The 16,387-nt window shown below is 41.5% G+C and carries 20 protein-coding genes and 1 other annotated feature; all 20 genes read left to right on the top strand.

The annotated features are described in order from the left end of the window. The first annotated feature begins 20 nt into the window (after positions 1-20). A complete protein-coding gene (locus tag G6R08_RS02200; protein ID WP_079530412.1) occupies positions 21-1,061 on the top strand; it encodes a rod shape-determining protein in 1,041 nt (346 codons plus the stop codon). Positions 1,062-1,073: 12 nt separating this feature from the next. Continuing rightward, positions 1,074-1,955, top strand: a complete 882-nt coding sequence (mreC, locus tag G6R08_RS02195; RefSeq protein ID WP_163526479.1) for a rod shape-determining protein MreC — start codon at positions 1,074-1,076, stop codon at positions 1,953-1,955. Next, a complete protein-coding gene (gene mreD, locus G6R08_RS02190; protein ID WP_163526478.1) occupies positions 1,952-2,479 on the top strand; it encodes a rod shape-determining protein MreD in 528 nt (175 codons plus the stop codon). Before mreC ends, mreD begins: the two co-directional genes overlap by 4 nt. Positions 2,480-2,521: 42 nt before the next feature. Next, positions 2,522-3,208 (top strand): septum site-determining protein MinC, encoded by a 687-nt coding sequence (gene minC, locus G6R08_RS02185; RefSeq protein ID WP_163526477.1) that lies wholly within the window; start codon positions 2,522-2,524, stop codon positions 3,206-3,208. After that, positions 3,201-3,998, top strand: coding sequence for a septum site-determining protein MinD (minD, locus tag G6R08_RS02180; RefSeq protein ID WP_163526476.1), 798 nt, complete (start codon positions 3,201-3,203; stop codon positions 3,996-3,998). The genes minC and minD overlap by 8 nt, the downstream gene beginning before the upstream one ends. Before the next feature lie 178 nt (positions 3,999-4,176). After that, positions 4,177-4,941 carry a M23 family metallopeptidase gene (locus tag G6R08_RS02175; RefSeq protein ID WP_163526475.1) on the top strand — a complete coding sequence of 255 codons (765 nt, stop codon included), beginning with the start codon at positions 4,177-4,179 and terminating at the stop codon, positions 4,939-4,941. Between the two features lie 11 nt (positions 4,942-4,952). Continuing rightward, positions 4,953-5,783 (top strand): site-2 protease family protein, encoded by an 831-nt coding sequence (locus G6R08_RS02170; RefSeq protein ID WP_163526474.1) that lies wholly within the window; start codon positions 4,953-4,955, stop codon positions 5,781-5,783. A 12-nt stretch (positions 5,784-5,795) separates the two neighbouring features. Then, positions 5,796-7,223: a ribonuclease E/G gene (locus tag G6R08_RS02165; RefSeq protein ID WP_163526473.1), complete on the top strand. Its 1,428-nt coding sequence runs from the start codon at positions 5,796-5,798 to the stop codon at positions 7,221-7,223. A gap of 35 nt (positions 7,224-7,258) precedes the next feature. Beyond that, positions 7,259-7,331, top strand: a sequence feature (ribosomal protein L21 leader region). 14 nt (positions 7,332-7,345) lie between these two features. Next, complete coding sequence (gene rplU, locus G6R08_RS02160) at positions 7,346-7,654, top strand: 50S ribosomal protein L21 (RefSeq protein WP_079530404.1); 309 nt, start codon at positions 7,346-7,348, stop codon at positions 7,652-7,654. A 12-nt stretch (positions 7,655-7,666) separates the two neighbouring features. Further along, positions 7,667-7,996 carry a ribosomal-processing cysteine protease Prp gene (locus G6R08_RS02155; RefSeq protein ID WP_163526472.1) on the top strand — a complete coding sequence of 110 codons (330 nt, stop codon included), beginning with the start codon at positions 7,667-7,669 and terminating at the stop codon, positions 7,994-7,996. 14 nt (positions 7,997-8,010) lie between these two features. Then, positions 8,011-8,301, top strand: a complete 291-nt coding sequence (rpmA, locus tag G6R08_RS02150; protein WP_079530402.1) for a 50S ribosomal protein L27 — start codon at positions 8,011-8,013, stop codon at positions 8,299-8,301. Positions 8,302-8,497: 196 nt separating this feature from the next. Beyond that, on the top strand, positions 8,498-9,013 hold the full coding sequence (locus G6R08_RS02145; protein WP_163526471.1) for a Spo0B domain-containing protein: 516 nt from the start codon (positions 8,498-8,500) through the stop codon (positions 9,011-9,013). 12 nt (positions 9,014-9,025) lie between these two features. Next, positions 9,026-10,306 (top strand): GTPase ObgE, encoded by a 1,281-nt coding sequence (gene obgE, locus G6R08_RS02140; protein WP_163526470.1) that lies wholly within the window; start codon positions 9,026-9,028, stop codon positions 10,304-10,306. 12 nt (positions 10,307-10,318) lie between these two features. Beyond that, the gene (locus G6R08_RS02135) at positions 10,319-10,768 is read left to right on the top strand and encodes an ACT domain-containing protein (protein WP_079530399.1); all 450 of its coding nucleotides are present in this window, start codon (positions 10,319-10,321) and stop codon (positions 10,766-10,768) included. A 22-nt stretch (positions 10,769-10,790) separates the two neighbouring features. Continuing rightward, positions 10,791-11,657: a prephenate dehydratase gene (pheA, locus tag G6R08_RS02130; RefSeq protein ID WP_163526469.1), complete on the top strand. Its 867-nt coding sequence runs from the start codon at positions 10,791-10,793 to the stop codon at positions 11,655-11,657. Between the two features lie 197 nt (positions 11,658-11,854). Further along, complete coding sequence (safA, locus tag G6R08_RS02125) at positions 11,855-12,991, top strand: SafA/ExsA family spore coat assembly protein (RefSeq protein ID WP_163526468.1); 1,137 nt, start codon at positions 11,855-11,857, stop codon at positions 12,989-12,991. Continuing rightward, positions 12,948-13,943, top strand: a complete 996-nt coding sequence (locus G6R08_RS02120; protein WP_240339631.1) for a phosphotransferase — start codon at positions 12,948-12,950, stop codon at positions 13,941-13,943. The genes safA and G6R08_RS02120 overlap by 44 nt, the downstream gene beginning before the upstream one ends. 245 nt (positions 13,944-14,188) lie before the next feature. After that, complete coding sequence (nadE, locus tag G6R08_RS02115; protein WP_163526467.1) at positions 14,189-14,935, top strand: NAD(+) synthase; 747 nt, start codon at positions 14,189-14,191, stop codon at positions 14,933-14,935. Positions 14,936-14,995: 60 nt separating this feature from the next. Continuing rightward, the gene (locus G6R08_RS02110) at positions 14,996-15,550 is read left to right on the top strand and encodes a YhcN/YlaJ family sporulation lipoprotein (RefSeq protein WP_163526466.1); all 555 of its coding nucleotides are present in this window, start codon (positions 14,996-14,998) and stop codon (positions 15,548-15,550) included. A 78-nt stretch (positions 15,551-15,628) separates the two neighbouring features. Beyond that, entirely contained in the window at positions 15,629-16,381 is a 753-nt protein-coding gene (locus G6R08_RS02105) for a YebC/PmpR family DNA-binding transcriptional regulator (protein WP_163526465.1), read from the top strand. Positions 16,382-16,387: the final 6 nt, after the last annotated feature.

Genomic DNA, 16,387 nt, shown 5'->3' with positions numbered 1-16,387 from the left:
TTTTAGAAAGGGAGATAAGATTGGGTTTATTTGGGTTTTCTCAAGATTTAGGAATTGACCTGGGAACTGCAAATACATTAGTTTTTTTAAAAAATAAAGGAATTATTTTACGAGAACCTTCTGTAGTGGCGAAGAATGCTCATACAGGAGATATTGAAGCGGTAGGAAATGATGCAAGAAATATGATTGGGCGTACTCCCGGATACATATCTGTCGTTCGACCAATGAAAGACGGGGTTATTGCCGACTATGAAACAACAGCTCAAATGATGAAGCATTATATTAAGCAGGCTTTAAAAACACGTTCTACGTTTGCCAGTAAGCCAAATGTAATGGTCTGTGTACCCTCTGGCATTACTATGGTAGAAGAACGAGCTGTTATTGATGCAACAAAGCAAGCAGGGGCAAAAGATGCTTTTCCCATTGCGGAGCCATTTGCTGCAGCAATTGGAGCAGGCATGCCTGTATGGGAGCCGACGGGTAGTATGGTCGTCGATATCGGGGGAGGTACGACTGAAGTAGCCATCATTTCTTTAGGTGGGATTGTAACGAGCCAATCCATCCGAGTGGCTGGTGATGAAATGGATGATGCGATTATTCAGTATGTCCGTAAAACGTATAACCTTATGATTGGAGAAAGAACGGCGGAAGAAGTAAAAATGGAAATTGGCGGTGCAGGTAATTTTAAGAGTTATGAAGAAATGGATATTCGCGGGCGTGATCTGTTGAGTGGACTGCCGAAAACGATTACCGTTAAATCCGAAGAAATCGTTGTCGCTCTTCAGGATACAGTAGAATCCATTGTGGAAACTGTGAAGAATACCCTGGAGAAAACACCACCAGAGCTGGCTTCAGATATTATGGAGCGTGGAATCGTCCTGACGGGCGGCGGGGCTCTGCTAAATAACATGGACTCTATTATTAGCGAGGAAACGAACATGCCTGTCTTCATAGCGGATGAGCCCCTAGACTGTGTAGCAATAGGTACAGGAAAATCTCTGGAATACATTCAGCATTTTAGATCTCAACCTAATGTAGCGTCTCGCCCGAAACCGGAATAAGGAGACGCTTTTATGCCTTCTTTTATTCGCAAAAAGAGACTAATGACCGTATTAATCGGTTTCGTCATCTTAGTAGTACTTATAGGTTTTTCAATGAGAGATCGTACTGAATTAACTGTTCCGGAAAAGTTTATCCAGGATACGGTGGGCTGGGCTCAATCTATTTTTCACTCGCCGATCCAATTAGTAACGAATACCACAAACAATATTCAAGATATGTTCCATGTTTATGAACAAAATGAAGTTCTGAAATCGCGTCTTGCTGAATATAAGGGACTTATTCAAAAAAATCAGCAGTTGAAAAAAGAAAATGAAGAATTAAGAGCAACAATTGATAAAACAGAATCATTAAGTGGTTACACCCCTATTCAAGCTACTGTCATCGCCCGCAGTTCTGAGCGATGGTTTGAACAAATGACTATCAATAGAGGAGAAGAACACGGAGTGGCTAAAGATATGGCGGTCATTACGAGTGAGGGCATGGTAGGTAAAATCAAGTCTGTAGGTGCTTTCCACTCCACTGTCCAGCTGTTAAGTGGTTTTGACCGTTCGAACAAAATTTCTTCATGGGTTGTTCGAGAAGGTGAAGATAATGTGTTTGGTTTAATTGAAGGATATGACAGGGAAAGCGGGCGTCTTCTCTTAGAGGGGATTAAACAGGATGTTGAGCTTAAAAAAGGTGATGTAGTGATATCCTCTGGCCTTGGCGGTGTTTTTCCTAAAAATCTTAGAATCGGTAAGATCGATGAAGTAGTCAACGATCAATTTGGTTTAACTAAAACTGCATATGTTGAACCTTTTGCAGACTTGTTTGATATCAATCACGTCATGGTCGTTGATCGGGACATGCAAACTATTATGGAGGAAGAACAAGGTGGGGGAGAACAACAATGAGGCGTTATATAATCCCTGCAGTACTGTTCATCCTCCTCGCTATACAGGGGATGGCCATGAGTTTATTACCAGCCAATATTGTATATTCAGATTTACTTGTTACTCCTCACTGGGTACTGTGCTTCATTGTCATCATTGCTATTTTCTACGATAAAGATCATACATATCATGCCATTTGGTATGGAATGATCTTTGGCCTGTTAATTGACGTTGTATATACAGGAGTGCTTGGAGTTTATATGGCGACATATGCGATGACAGCCTATGTTTTGCATGGGTTAAAGGAATTAGTTCATGCGAACTTTATCGTGGCTTCATTGTTAGCGATACTTAGCGTGGCTCTAGCTGACACAATGTTGTACATGATCTATTCTTTCGTACAAGTCACGACGATTTCATGGGGGAATTACGCGACATTGCGTCTGCTTCCGACAGTGGCGGGTAATATGATATTTTTCATCATTTTATATCCATGTGTGAAAAATCGTTTAGAGCAATGGTCAGAAGAGTTAACCAGTGCGTAGAAGAGAGAAGGAGAATTGTTTAAGACTTTGAGGTGAGGGCTTGTGGCAGTGAACGGTCAAATAGTAACGATAAAAGGGACAAGAGATGGATTAATTCTTAACTTAAATGATCAATGTTCATTTGAGTCAATTATACATGAACTAGAACAGAAGCTTTCCGTTAACGGAGTGGATCATGATGAACCCATGATCCGTGTTACGATCCGGCTGGGTAAACGGTATTTAAGTACGCAGCAACAGGAAACTTTAAAAGAAATTGTTCGTGAGAAACAGAGGCTGGTTGTAGAAGCTATCGAATCGGAAGTTATGACAAAAAAAGAAGCGCTGGCATGGAAAGAAAATACCGAAGTCACTCCTATTTTGAAAACGATTCGCTCAGGTCAAGTCGTTGAAGTCCGTGGCGACATGTTATTAATCGGGGATGTAAATCCTGGAGGACAAGTGATGGCTACAGGTAATATCTTTATTATGGGGCGTTTAAGAGGGGTGGCTCATGCTGGGACTGAAGGTGATGAAGAGGCGATTATTGCAGCGTCCTACATGAAGCCTAATCAGCTTCGGATCGCGGATCAATTATCTCGCGCCCCTGATTATGAGTCAGAGGGAGTTTACATGGAGTGCGGCTTTATTGATGAAGTGAAAGACTGCATTCGAATCGACTCCCTCCAGGAAGTTACGAGAAGAAGACCGGACTTGGCTAGTTTTGAAAGGAGAATGCTTAATGGGTGAGGCTATTGTAATTACTTCTGGAAAGGGTGGAGTTGGTAAAACAACAACTACGGCTAATTTGGGAACCGCTCTGGCTCTTCAGAATAAGAAAGTATGCCTTGTGGACACCGACATTGGGCTTAGAAACTTAGATGTAGTGATGGGGCTTGAGAATCGCATCATTTACGATATTGTAGATGTAGTGGAGGAACGCTGTAAAACGAAACAAGCCCTAATTACCGATAAACGTTTTGACTGTCTTCATCTATTGCCGGCCGCTCAGACATCTGACAAATCTGCAGTTACGCCAGAAGGTATCAAAGCCATTGTTGATGAATTAAAACAAGATTATGACTATGTGATTATCGATTGTCCTGCTGGAATCGAACAGGGGTACAAAAACGCGGTATCTGGTGCAGATCGTGCCATCGTCATTTCAACGCCTGAGAAGTCTAGTGTGCGCGATGCCGATCGTATCATTGGGTTATTGGAGCAGGAGGATATTGAACCTCCAAAGCTCGTAATTAATCGAATTCGGAATCATTTAATGAAGAATGGCGATATGCTGGATGTAGATGAAATTGTCAACATTCTTTCTATTGACTTATTAGGCATTGTGATCGATGATGATGCGGTCATAACAGGGTCCAATAAAGGGGAACCTGTCGCGCTCCAGCCTAATACAAAATCGTCGCTTGCTTATCGAAATATTGCGAGACGAATCTTAGGGGAATCTGTCCCGCTGCTAAGCCTAGAGGAAGATTTAACTCTTATGGCCAAAGTCAAACGCTTCTTCGGTTTACGGGTATAGCATCAGTTACATTAACGGCTTTCCAGCAATTGTGTTGGAAAGCCGTTTTTTTAAGAGAATTTATAGTACCCCATGACCTTCCTGAAAGAAATTATACGTTTGTTGAAATCAAACGACTCATATTCACGATTTCCTCCCCATAGAATGATAGAAAAGATGGAAGAGAGAAGGGGTTAGAGTGAATCGAAACATTGACTATGTACGTAAAAGTATAGCTCAACGCAAAAAACATAAAGTGAAGTCAGCGGGGCATGACCCAACCAGCAGAAGAATTGCACCTCCACAAGATGAAGAGATGCATGGATTCCCTCCCATCGTAACGGGAGGGTTTAGAGGAAAGACTCCTAGTAAAAAACGCTCTTCTTATTTAGGTGTACAAGTTATGTGTTCAGTTTTGTTATTTACAGGGTTGTTCGTTAGTCAAAAAACGAATTTGGCCATTACTGCAGCACCTGAAACATGGGTGGTAAACCAGCTTGAAGAGGAGTTCCCATTTGCGAGTGTAACTGCTTGGTATAACGAACGGTTCGGCGACCCATTGCAACTTGTTCAGTCTAAAGATGGAAACCAGAGCAAGGAGTTAGCTTTACCAGTGAATGGAACAGTTACAAAACCCTTTCAAAATCATGGTCGAGGAATTGTCATGACAACAGATGGCGGGTCAGCTGTAAAGGCAGTTAAGTCAGGAACTGTCATATTTGCTGGGAATGATGACCAAACAAATAAAACCATTATTGTCCAGCATAAAGATGGAACAAACACGATTTATGGGTTTTTATCTTCCATCAATGTTCACTTATACGAGCATATAGAAGCACAAGAGGCAATTGCGCAGTTAAACCCGGCAGAAGGGGAAACCAAAGAGTTTTTCTTTGCGGTTAAAAAGGACGAGCAATATCTAGATCCGATTCAAGCCATGAAAGTGGATGAAGGGTCTGACTAATCATAAATAGAGTGCGCATTCATCCTTTATTCTTCCTTCTGGCCTTTTCTGCCTTTCTTACTGGTGCGTTTTATGAGTTCATCGTCTTATTTTCGATCGTTGCCCTTCATGAATGGGGGCATTTTACCGCAGCGCGTTACTATGGCTGGCGCGTTTCCCATATTGAGTTCTGGCTGTTTGGCGGTGCCGTGGTAAGCGAAGAACATTCAGCCAAACCATTTAAGGAGCAGGTTCATGTTATTTTGGCAGGTCCATTTCAACACGTATGGATAGCCGTTCTGCTTTTTTTACTCCAATTTTTAATAGGCCCTCACCCACTTCTAGAAACCGCTGTCCATTATAATCAGATCATCTTATTATTAAATTTATTACCTATTTGGCCCCTTGATGGGGGCAAGTTATTGTTTTATGTACTAACACAATTGATCTCCTTCCAGAGAAGCATAAAGGTAACCTTATGGATCTCTTTTTCCTGTATCTTATCCGCCATTGGCATCCTGCTGATAGAAGAAAGGATGACTCTTGCCGGAATGCTATTAGCTGGTTTTTTACTCGTAGAAAACAGCTTGGAATGGAAGAGGCGAACATTTACATTCATGAGATTTCTAATGTACGGTGTTCAAAGAGACCCAGAGAAATTAAAGATTAAGTATTTGTCCATTGACCCAAATACTCCTATCCGCAGGGTTTTAAAGAATGTGCATGCGAATCGCAGGCATCTTTATATATTGAAACGAAAACCAGGTTTATATATAGTAGATGAACAAGAATGTCTTCGAATGTTTATGGATCAGAAGAAGACAAGCCTCCGGATGGGAGATCTGCCGAAAATTCTACACTAAAAGAGGGGTCAAATGAGGACTATTGCCTTACAAACACAGACAAGCGAGCAAGTAGGTATTGTGATCGAAAATGACGAGATCATTGAATATATATCAACTCGCCCGAAGGTTAAGACGCTTTCGGGTTCGATTTATTTAGGAAAAGTCGGTCAAGTCAACAAAGACCTGCAAGCAGCATTTATTGATATCGGGGAAGAACGGAAGGGGTTCTTAAGAAGGGAGTCTATTCCATGGGCACATGCCCCGATCGAAAGTACATTAACTGAGGGACAATCACTAATCGTACAAGTGATTAAAGAGCCCCTTGGAGTGAAGGGGGCTCAGCTTAGTGCCGATATCACTGTACCCGGACTGTTAGTCATTTATCAGCCTTTTGGAAAAAGGGTATCAGTTTCAAAGAAAATGGATTCAGTTCAGGCAGGAAAGTTAAAGTCACTGGTCAATGAACAGCTTCGATCAGAAGAAGGAGTGATCGTACGTACGGCCGCTGCGAATGTATCAGCCACGATCATTTTGAATGAAATCAATCAGTTGAGAAGTCAGTGGGAGTCACTTATGCTTCGGGAGTCTACTGCTAAAATAAGAAAAATGGTTGACGATCCAATATTACCTGATCAACTGATTCGCAAGCACCCGCTATCCAAGGTGAAAGAAATTGTTGTGGATAATAGTCAATTAAGTCAGTCCATTAAAAATCGTTATCCATTGCTTGCAGAAAAAGTGAAGTGGGTTAAAACCGTTTCTAGTTATACTGGAAAATCAATTAATGAAGTACAGTCTCAACTTATTCAGCCTGTTGTTCGGACTGAACAAGGCATGGAATTGATTATTGAACATACAGAAGCCATGACCGTTATAGATGTAAACAGCTACAAATATAAACAGAAATCACTTTCTTCTTTTCAAAAGCTGGAAATGAATAAGGAAGCAGCGAAAGAAGTGGCTAAGCAAATTCAACTACGGAATATTTCAGGAATGATTTTAATTGACTTTATCTCTATGCAGGAAAAAAAGCATGAGAAAGAACTGCTTCGTTACATGAAAACGGTTGTCAAAAAAGACCCTGTAGTTGTGACGGTTTTAGCGATGACAAAACTTGGGTTAATGGAAATGACCAGAAAACGCACGTGGACGAACATAATTGGTGAATTAAGGGTTTCGCAGAGCCCTGCTTTTTCAGAGGATACACTCCTTTTTCGTTTAGAACGTGAGCTATTCGAGAATATACAGAGCGAAGCTGTGCTTATAGCCATTTCCCCTAGTCTTTACGAACGGAAAAAACAATTGCTTTCTAACGATATTTCTAGTAAAATTCCACAGGAGCTATTTGTTAGAACGGCCTCTGAGGTACCGGGATGGCAAATAGAGCTTGAAGGGTCATTAACTATGATACGTGAAGCCATCAAACGGCGCGGGTATCATGTTGACAACTTGTTTTGATCTGTGGTAACATCAATATGTTATTTAAGTAGCACTTCATGCTACAACCGCACAGAATAGGTTTTGAAACCGTATAACGGTACCTGAATGGCGAGTCTGAGTGAAATTAAGGAGGTGCAAGTATGTACGCAATTATTGAAACTGGTGGTAAGCAAATCAAAGTTCAGGAAGGCCAGGAAATCTACGTTGAGAAAGTAAACGGAGAAGCTGGTGAAACTGTTACTTTTGATAAAGTTCTTTTCGTAGGCGGTGACGACACAAAAGTCGGAGCTCCTTTCGTAGATGGTGCTTCTGTAACGGCTAAAGTTGAAAAACAAGGTCGTCAGAAGAAATTGACTGTCTTTAAATACAAGCCGAAAAAGAACTACAAGCGCAAACAAGGTCACCGTCAACCGTACACGAAACTTGTTGTTGAGAGCATCAAGGCGTAAGGGACACTGACGATGATTAATGTATCTATGTTTCGCACTCATGGAGACATCACAGGTTTTGAAATTACCGGACATGCGGAGAGCGGACCTTATGGTCATGACTTAGTGTGTGCTGCAGTTTCCGCTGTATCTTTTGGTGCAGTGAATGCCATTGAAAGTCTTTGTGAAATTGAACCTGATGTTACACAGGGCGGGGAAGGCGGTTATTTAAAAATAACTTTGCCGGGAAATTTGGATGGAGTTGTTCATTCCAAGGCCCAGACCTTACTGGAAGGCATGCAGGTTTCACTTGAAACGATAGAATATGAATACAGCCAATATATAAAAATCACACAAATGTAAGGAGGTGCAAAGCCATGCTACGTCTAGATTTGCAGTTTTTTGCCTCTAAAAAAGGTGTAAGTAGTACAAAAAACGGCCGTGACTCTGAGTCTAAACGTCTTGGAGCGAAACGTGCGGACGGACAATCTGTAACGGGTGGATCCATTCTTTACCGTCAACGTGGAACAAAGGTATATCCTGGTGAAAACGTTGGACGCGGAGGAGATGACACACTTTTCGCAAAAGTGGACGGTGTTGTTAAGTTCGAACGTTACGGACGTAACCGCAAGAAAGTCAGCGTTTATCCTGTAGCACAGGAAGCTTAATTCGATATAGTATGGTTTCATACGTCATGTAAGCCGCGCCTATGCCTATTGCATAAGCGCGGTTTTTTCTTGTAATTTGTGAAAAATATGGCAGTTCCGCCATAAAGAGTGGTTTTTCATTGTTAAAAATCATTCAGTTTCTCTTCGAACTTTGCTATACTTTTTAATAATATGCAGGGTAGAGGGGCTGTTTTATTTGAGTAAGGAAGAGATAATTGCCATACTAAGGCATAAGCGTCATGACTGGATGAATCAAATCCAATTAATTCAAGGATATGCTTCTATGGGAAAGATTGATAAGCTCCAGTTGCAGCTCAATAGGATATCCCAGGAGTCGGAACAAGAACGCAGACTGTTAAATAGTGGGGCTTATGAATTCTCTGTTTGGCTGCTTACATTTAATTGGAATCAAGAGCAATACCGTTTGGTGTATTCGATCCATGAGAATGTTGATTTACCCCGTCATGACCAAAAAGTGACAGCTTATGCGAAACGTTTACTTACTTTGTTGGATGAATTTAGTATAAAAGATGAACTTTATGAAGGTAGTGTACAAATTTATCAGGGGATAAACAGTGGCCAATTAGGTATAAGCTGGGAATGGAAGGGAACCTTTTCAGATCCCGGACGATTAAATAGAGTACTGGAAGAGGAAGGCTTTATCGCTTATTGCGAAGAGGATGAACTTTCCATTGAAATGACGATAGAATAAGAGGTGATCACGATGTTTGTAGATCAGGTCAAGGTATTTGTTAAAGGCGGCGATGGCGGAAATGGATTAGTTGCCTATCGTCGTGAAAAATATGTTCCGATGGGCGGTCCTGCCGGCGGTGATGGGGGGAACGGAGGCGACGTCGTTTTTGAAGTGGATGAAGGTTTAAACACGCTCATGGACTTTCGTTATCAACATCATTTTAAAGCCAAACGCGGCGAAAATGGAATGAACCAGAAGCAGCATGGAAAAAATGCTCAACCTCTGGTGGTCAGTGTTCCACCTGGCACTACAGTAAAGGATGTTGAGACTGAAAGAGTCATCGCAGATTTAACGGAGCATAAACAGACAGCTGTTATAGCTAAAGGCGGGCGAGGAGGGCGTGGAAATGCCCGATTTGCAACACCGCGGAACCCTGCGCCTGAAATAGCAGAAAACGGGGAACCTGGAGAGGCGTTGGACGTACAAGTTGAACTGAAGCTGCTTGCTGATGTTGGGCTTGTAGGTTTTCCGAGCGTTGGTAAGTCAACGTTTCTTTCGGTCGTCACAGCAGCCAAGCCAAAGATTGCTGATTACCATTTCACTACTCTTGCTCCAAACTTAGGGGTAGTTGAAAGTCAAGATCACCGTAGTTTCGTGTTAGCGGATTTACCAGGGTTGATCGAAGGTGCACATGAAGGGATTGGATTGGGACATCAGTTTTTAAGACATATTGAGAGGACACGTTTAATCTTACACGTTATCGATATGGCATCACTTGAAGGACGCGATCCCTATGAGGATTACGTGACGATTAATCATGAATTGTCCTCCTATGATCAACGGTTAGACAAGCGTCCTCAAATTATTATTGCTAATAAAATGGATATTCCTGAAGCGAAAGAAAATTTAGCATCCTTCAAGGAAAAAGTCGGCGATGTATCTATTTTCCCGATTTCGACAGTGACAAGAGATGGATTGGATGAGCTCTTGTATGCGGTAGCTGATCGTCTTGAGGAGATTCCAAAGTATGAAGAACAGCCCATTGAAGAAGTAGACGAACGAGTTGTTTATAAATTTGAAAAAGAGGAAGCGCCCTTTAAAGTTACACGTGCCGATGATGGAGCCTACGTGCTTTATGGTGAGAAAATTGAGTCTGTGTTCAGGCGTACTGATTTTTCTCGAGATCAGTCAATCAATCGATTTGCCAGACAGATGCGCGGCATGGGTGTGGATGAAGAACTTAGAAAACGAGGAGCTAAAGATGGAGATACGGTTAGACTTCTTGATTATGAATTCGAATTTGTTGATTAAGGGGGTAGTGTAATGGCGGATTACAATGAACAATTTTATTTAGTCCGTAGTGATATTCTCCCTGATGCTATGAGGAAAACGATCGAAGCAAAAGAATTACTGGAACGCAGCAAAGCAGAATCCATTTTTGAAGCTGTTCAACATGTCGGTCTTTCCCGCAGTGCTTTTTATAAATATAGGGATGCTGTTTTCCCGTTCCAAGCGATGGTAAAGGAACAGATGATTACATTATTCTTTCATTTAGAAGATCGTACCGGGACACTTTCAAACCTATTATTAACGGTGGCAGACTCAGGATGTAATATCTTGACCATTCATCAAACAATTCCATTGCAAGGGAAAGCGAATGTAACGTTGTCTTTAAACACTACAGGTATGACTTATACTATCGAGAAATTATTACAAAAGCTTCATAAATTGGACTTCGTAGATCGAGTGGAGATTTTGAGTTCAGGAGCTTAAGGTTAGGAGAAGTGAAGGCTTTATGCAACGAGTAGGATACCTTGGACCAAAAGGGACATTCACTAAAATGGCTGTTGACGCCTTCTTTGAAGAAGGACCATTTATTGGCTATGAAAGCATTCCAGCATGCCTGGAAGCGGTTGAGCGCGGGGATGTGGACTTAGGGGTTGTACCAATTGAGAACTCTATCGAAGGTTCGGTGCATTTAACGATTGATTATTTGATTCATGAAGTGAACCAAGCTGTAGTTACGGAGTTAACTGTACCAATCCGCCAGCATTTCCTCGTTCATCCGGATTATAATGGCGAAGAACTGACACATATTTATTCACATAACCAGGCGATTGCTCAATGTCAACAATTTCTTTATAGAAATTATCCAGAAGCTGAAATAGCCTATACGGCCTCCACAGCTAAAGCCGCCGAAGTGGTAGTAGAACAGGGAGTTCATTCGGCTGCTATTGGAAATCATTTAGCTGCAGAGCAAAACGGTTTGAACATTTTAACCCATAATATCCATGATTACGATAATAATCATACACGATTTGCTGTAGTTCAGAATACACCCCTGCCGCTTGAGACGAGAGCCCATCAACCGACAAAACAGAAAACTACTGTTATGATTACGTTGCCTAAGGATTATGTAGGGGCCCTTCATCAAGTGCTTTCAGCATTTTCCTGGAGAAAGATGAACCTGTCTAAAATTGAATCCAGACCAATGAAAACAGGGCTTGGCAACTATTTCTTCTTAATAGACGTCGACCAACCCTATGATGAAGTATTGTTTCCTGGAGTAAAAGCTGAACTTGAGATGCTAGGATGTACGTTTAAACTGCTTGGAACCTATCCGAGCTATTTATTAGAAATGGATTCAGTGGCGAATCAATAACAGATAACCCGCATTTTTCTCTTTAAAGAGGAATGTGGGTTTTTTTGTATAGGAAAAAGGGGACGCCTGCGCTTTTGTTTTGAATCTCCAAAAATAAATATAGGCAATTTCATCAACCTTTCCTGTTTAGTTGCATAGAGTGTTATGAAGCTATTATTGTCTTTTCGATTATAGATCACAGGAAAGGAGTTGCAACTGTGAGAATTCACATTGTACAAAAAGGTGATACACTTTGGAACATATCAAAAAAGTATGGAGTTAATTTTGAACAGCTTAAAGCTTTAAATTCTCAACTTTCTAATCCTGATATGATTATGCCAGGAATGAAGATCAAGGTTCCCCAAGGGACAAAGTCGGTGAAGAAGGAAGCGCCGAAGAAAGAAGCTCCAAAAAAGGAAGCTCAAAAGAAAGAAGCACCAAAAAAAGAGGCCCAGAAGAAAAAAGAAGCTCCAGCGAAGAAAGAAAACGCTGCCAAACACCCTTATAAGGATCAATCTCCTAAACCAATTCCTGTTATAAAAGAAGATGAAAAAATGCCTAAGTCTAAGCCTAAATCTCAGCCAATTAAGGAAAAGCCCATGATGCCGATGAATATGCCTATCCAGGAGAAGCCAATGCATAATTACTATACAACATTCCACTTACCACAGATGCCTGCACCTAACGCACCTGATCAAAAACCGGCATCAAAAGATTTTCAGAAGAAGCCTGAATCAAAAGCACCTATGCCGAATGCACCCCAGCAAAAACCAGCAGCAAAGGCTAATGAACAAGAAAATGGGATGAATTCACCGAACCAAGAAGAATATTATATGCCGATGCAGCAAATGCCGACATACCCTATGATGCCTGAGGGTCAAATGATGCCTCAAGGTCAGTTGGTTTACAGTGATTGTTATTGCTGTCCACCCCATCCAATGATGCAGCAGCCTTACCATCCACAGCAAATGATGCCCTGGCAGGGAAATGAAATGGGATTCCCTCCGCAGCATCATATGAACATGCCTGCACAACATATGCCGGATCCGGGGTGTGGTTGTGGTGAACACCACGATCCGATGATGTATGGATATCCTCAGCCACACATGAATGGTGGTTACTCGGATCCATTTATGAATCCGCAAGTGGGTGGTTGGTCACACCAGCCGATGTTTGCTGATCCGCAAATGGGAGGATGGCCACATCAACCTTGTCATGAAAATCAGCAAGTAGGGGGATGGCATCAGCCGCCGATGAATGCGAATAACATGGGGGGAGCTCCATTTTCTGGTGGTCCTATGGAAAATTGGAATGAAAACCAGTCATGGCGAGATGATGATGAAGATGACGAGTAGAGATAGAAAGGGCGATTCTTTTACGGATCGCCTTTTTAATTGGCTTTATACGGTCGCTGCGATGAATATTTCCTATCATTCAACGATTAAACCTAAAATATATAAAGCTTATTATAATGGGAAACCAGTCCTTATTAAGGGCTATCGACGATCGAGAGTACTAACTCAACAAATCCGGTTTTTCAACAGCTGGTATGATGCTGAAGAGATGGCTGCTATACCTGTTCCTTTTCCAGATGGAAGCTATACGAAAAACAACTTCGGCTGGGAGTGGGGCATATTTAAATGGATTGAAGGAAGACATGCAGATTTTAAATTGGAGGAAGATCGGCTTAAAACCTACTCTATAATGAGACAATTTCATAGAAGCACACAAGGAATTTCCATGGTGTCTATTCCTAGAGACCCTTTATATATCAAGTGGGGCCATCGCTTAAAACAATTTGAAGATACGAAAGACGTGTTTATGACCCATCGCAAAAAAACATTGTATGATGAAATTCAGATTACAATGACAAAACAACTTGCTCGTTTTACCGATCATCCCTGGGGGGAACTGGAGGAAAGGTCATGGAGGAAACATCTATGGCTCCATGGTGATGTCGCTCATCATAATTTTATAATAGATGCTCATTATAATGTTAAGATTATTGATTTTGACCTCTTATACAATGGCCCAAAGATCTATGATGATATCCAATTAGCTCAGAGGTTTCTTCCCCATATGGAAGCGTGTAAATCCGACTTCTTTAAACTTTTCAAGAAAGTGGAACACCCTCGTTTATGGTTACAAGGCGTATTAGTTCCTGCCGATTTATTGAGAGAATGGCTTTATGGATATCGGAAGTGTCTGGAAGAAGGGACTTCTGTATCTGCCCACTTAAACAAGTTGGATCATGCTTGGCAGAGACGTAAGAAGTTTGTTCGCTACACTGAATATATGCTAAAATAAATCATTATTAGAGGATATTCAATAAGTCACCAAATGATAAAAGGCGAATTTCTTCGTTGCTCGGTTTTTCCGGTCCTCACGTATTAATGGCATACGCTGTGGTCCTCAAAACTTTCACGCCTCGAACTTCTTGCGACGCACAGGACGTGCTAGTGTCGACTTTGTCACAGGATGTGACGCTTTTTGTCGACGTTCTCATTTGTCAACTTATTGAACATTATTAGTGTGAAAGGATGAACAAACTCGTGCAGGAAAATATAGAACAGCTGGTTAGCTGGTTACGCAAAAAGGTAAAAGAAGCAAATGTCGATGGCTTACTTGTAGGGATTAGCGGGGGAATTGATTCGGCAGTTGTTGCTCACTTAATTAAACAAGCTTGTCCCGAGCAGTCTCTAGGAGTCATCATGCCTTGTAATAGCCAGTCCAGTGATCAAGAGCATGCTCATAAAGTTATTGAGTCGTGCGGTATATCTTCGCTCACCATTGATCTAACAGAAACACACGGTGTGCTGTTTCCCTCTATCCAGCAGCAGATAAGGAACTCGGGTACATTACATGAAGTCCAGCAACAGCTGGCTGATGCAAATTTACGTGCGCGTCTCAGAATGAGCACCCTTTACACAATAGCAACAAATTACCGTTACCTTGTTGTGGGAACGGATAATGCTGCCGAATGGCATACAGGCTACTTCACCAAATTTGGTGATGGCGGTGTGGATCTTGTTCCGCTTGTTCATTTCACTAAAGGCGAAGTAAAAGAAATGGCTAAACACCTAGGAGTCCCTGATGAAGTAATTCATAAACAGCCAAGTGCCGGACTGTGGGAAGGGCAAACGGATGAGAATGAGATGGGAACAAGTTATGAAATGATTGATAAATACTTAAAAGGCGAACAAATCCCTAAGAAAGATCAGGACATTATTGACCGCCTGCATAAACGTTCGGAGCATAAACGGCAGCTTCCGGCTGCACCGTCTCCAACAATTACCTAATATTAACTGAGTAAAACATTCTTCTTAGTCCATAGTAATGGAAAAAGGAGAATGTTTTTTATGTGGAAAATAATTGCTGTTTCTCTATTGAGTGGTATGTTTCTCGTTGCTTGTCAAGCTGATGAACCTGCTGAGACAGGCAAGGAAAGTTACTTTTACGAACCGGTTGAATATGGAAAAGAAGATGCCCCGAAGCAAGAAGGGAAAATTCCAACAGGTGAGGAAAACTACTTTAAGCGACGGGCAGATGAGGAAATGCGGGATACAAAATATAGCGAAACAAACAGGTCCCACGATAACGATTTCAATAATGAAGATTCCATGGAAATTACCCAGGCCGTTAATGAATTTAAAGAAGTTACTCAAACCCAAACTTTTACAAACGGTGAACGAGTGTATGTAGCTGTTATGATTAACCCACATGATCGAAGGAATGGCAAGGTGATTAAGAAGATACGTCAAAAGGTAGAACCCATGACTGATCTTCCCGTTACGATTTACTCAAACAATAGTCAGTGGGAAGATGTAAAAGATTTGAATGCAAGGTCAAAGGCTCAACAACTGCCAGAAAACCTAAGAGAAAAAATCAAACAATTTTTTCAGCAGAACGATTAATCCTGATTGTTTAATATCTATTTTCAAATGTGATATATTGTTATAGGGAAAACTTGCTCCAAGAGAGGAGAAATACCTATGGCTGGACATTCAAAATGGAACAATATTAAACGTCGTAAAGGGGCGCAGGATGCCAAGCGTGGTAAGCTGTTTATGAAGCTCGCTCGTGAAATCTTCATGGCTGCTAAAGAAGGCGGCGGAGATCAGGAAATGAATTCAAACCTTCGTTTAGCGGTAGAAAAAGCGAAATCCAACAATATGCCAAACGATAATATAGACCGGGCTATTAAAAAAGCTACAGGCGATCTCGATGGCGTAAATTATGAAGAGTTCACATACGAAGGCTATGGACCAGGCGGCGTAGCCGTAATGGTTAAAGTACTCACCGATAATAAAAACAGAACTGCTGCCGATGTTCGTCATGCCTTTAACAAAAATGATGGAAATCTTGGTGAAAATGGCTGTGTCAGCTTCATGTTTGACCGAAAAGGTTATCTAGTCATCGATAGACAATCAACAGAAGCAGATGAAGATGACTTGATGCTGGAAGTAATCGAAGCAGGTGCAGAGGAAATGGAAACTGGTGAAGACCAGTTTGAAATTTTCACAGCACCTGAAGATTTTACAGAAGTTAAGGCATCCCTTGAAAAAGATGGATATACCTTTCAAACTTCAGAAGTGACGATGTTCCCGAGCACTTATACGCCCCTGGATAAAGAAGGCGTTGAAAAAATGTTGAAGCTGATTGATATGCTTGAAGATCATGATGACGTGCAGGACATCTATCACAATTTAGATGCGGATGATGAAATACTCGAACAGCTCTCGTAAAATGAA

The organism is Halobacillus ihumii, assembly GCF_902726645.1.
Classification (GTDB): domain Bacteria; phylum Bacillota; class Bacilli; order Bacillales; family Halobacillaceae; genus Halobacillus_A; species Halobacillus_A ihumii.
Note: the sequence above shows the minus strand (reverse complement) of the source record. Positions and strands in the feature narration are given on the sequence as shown.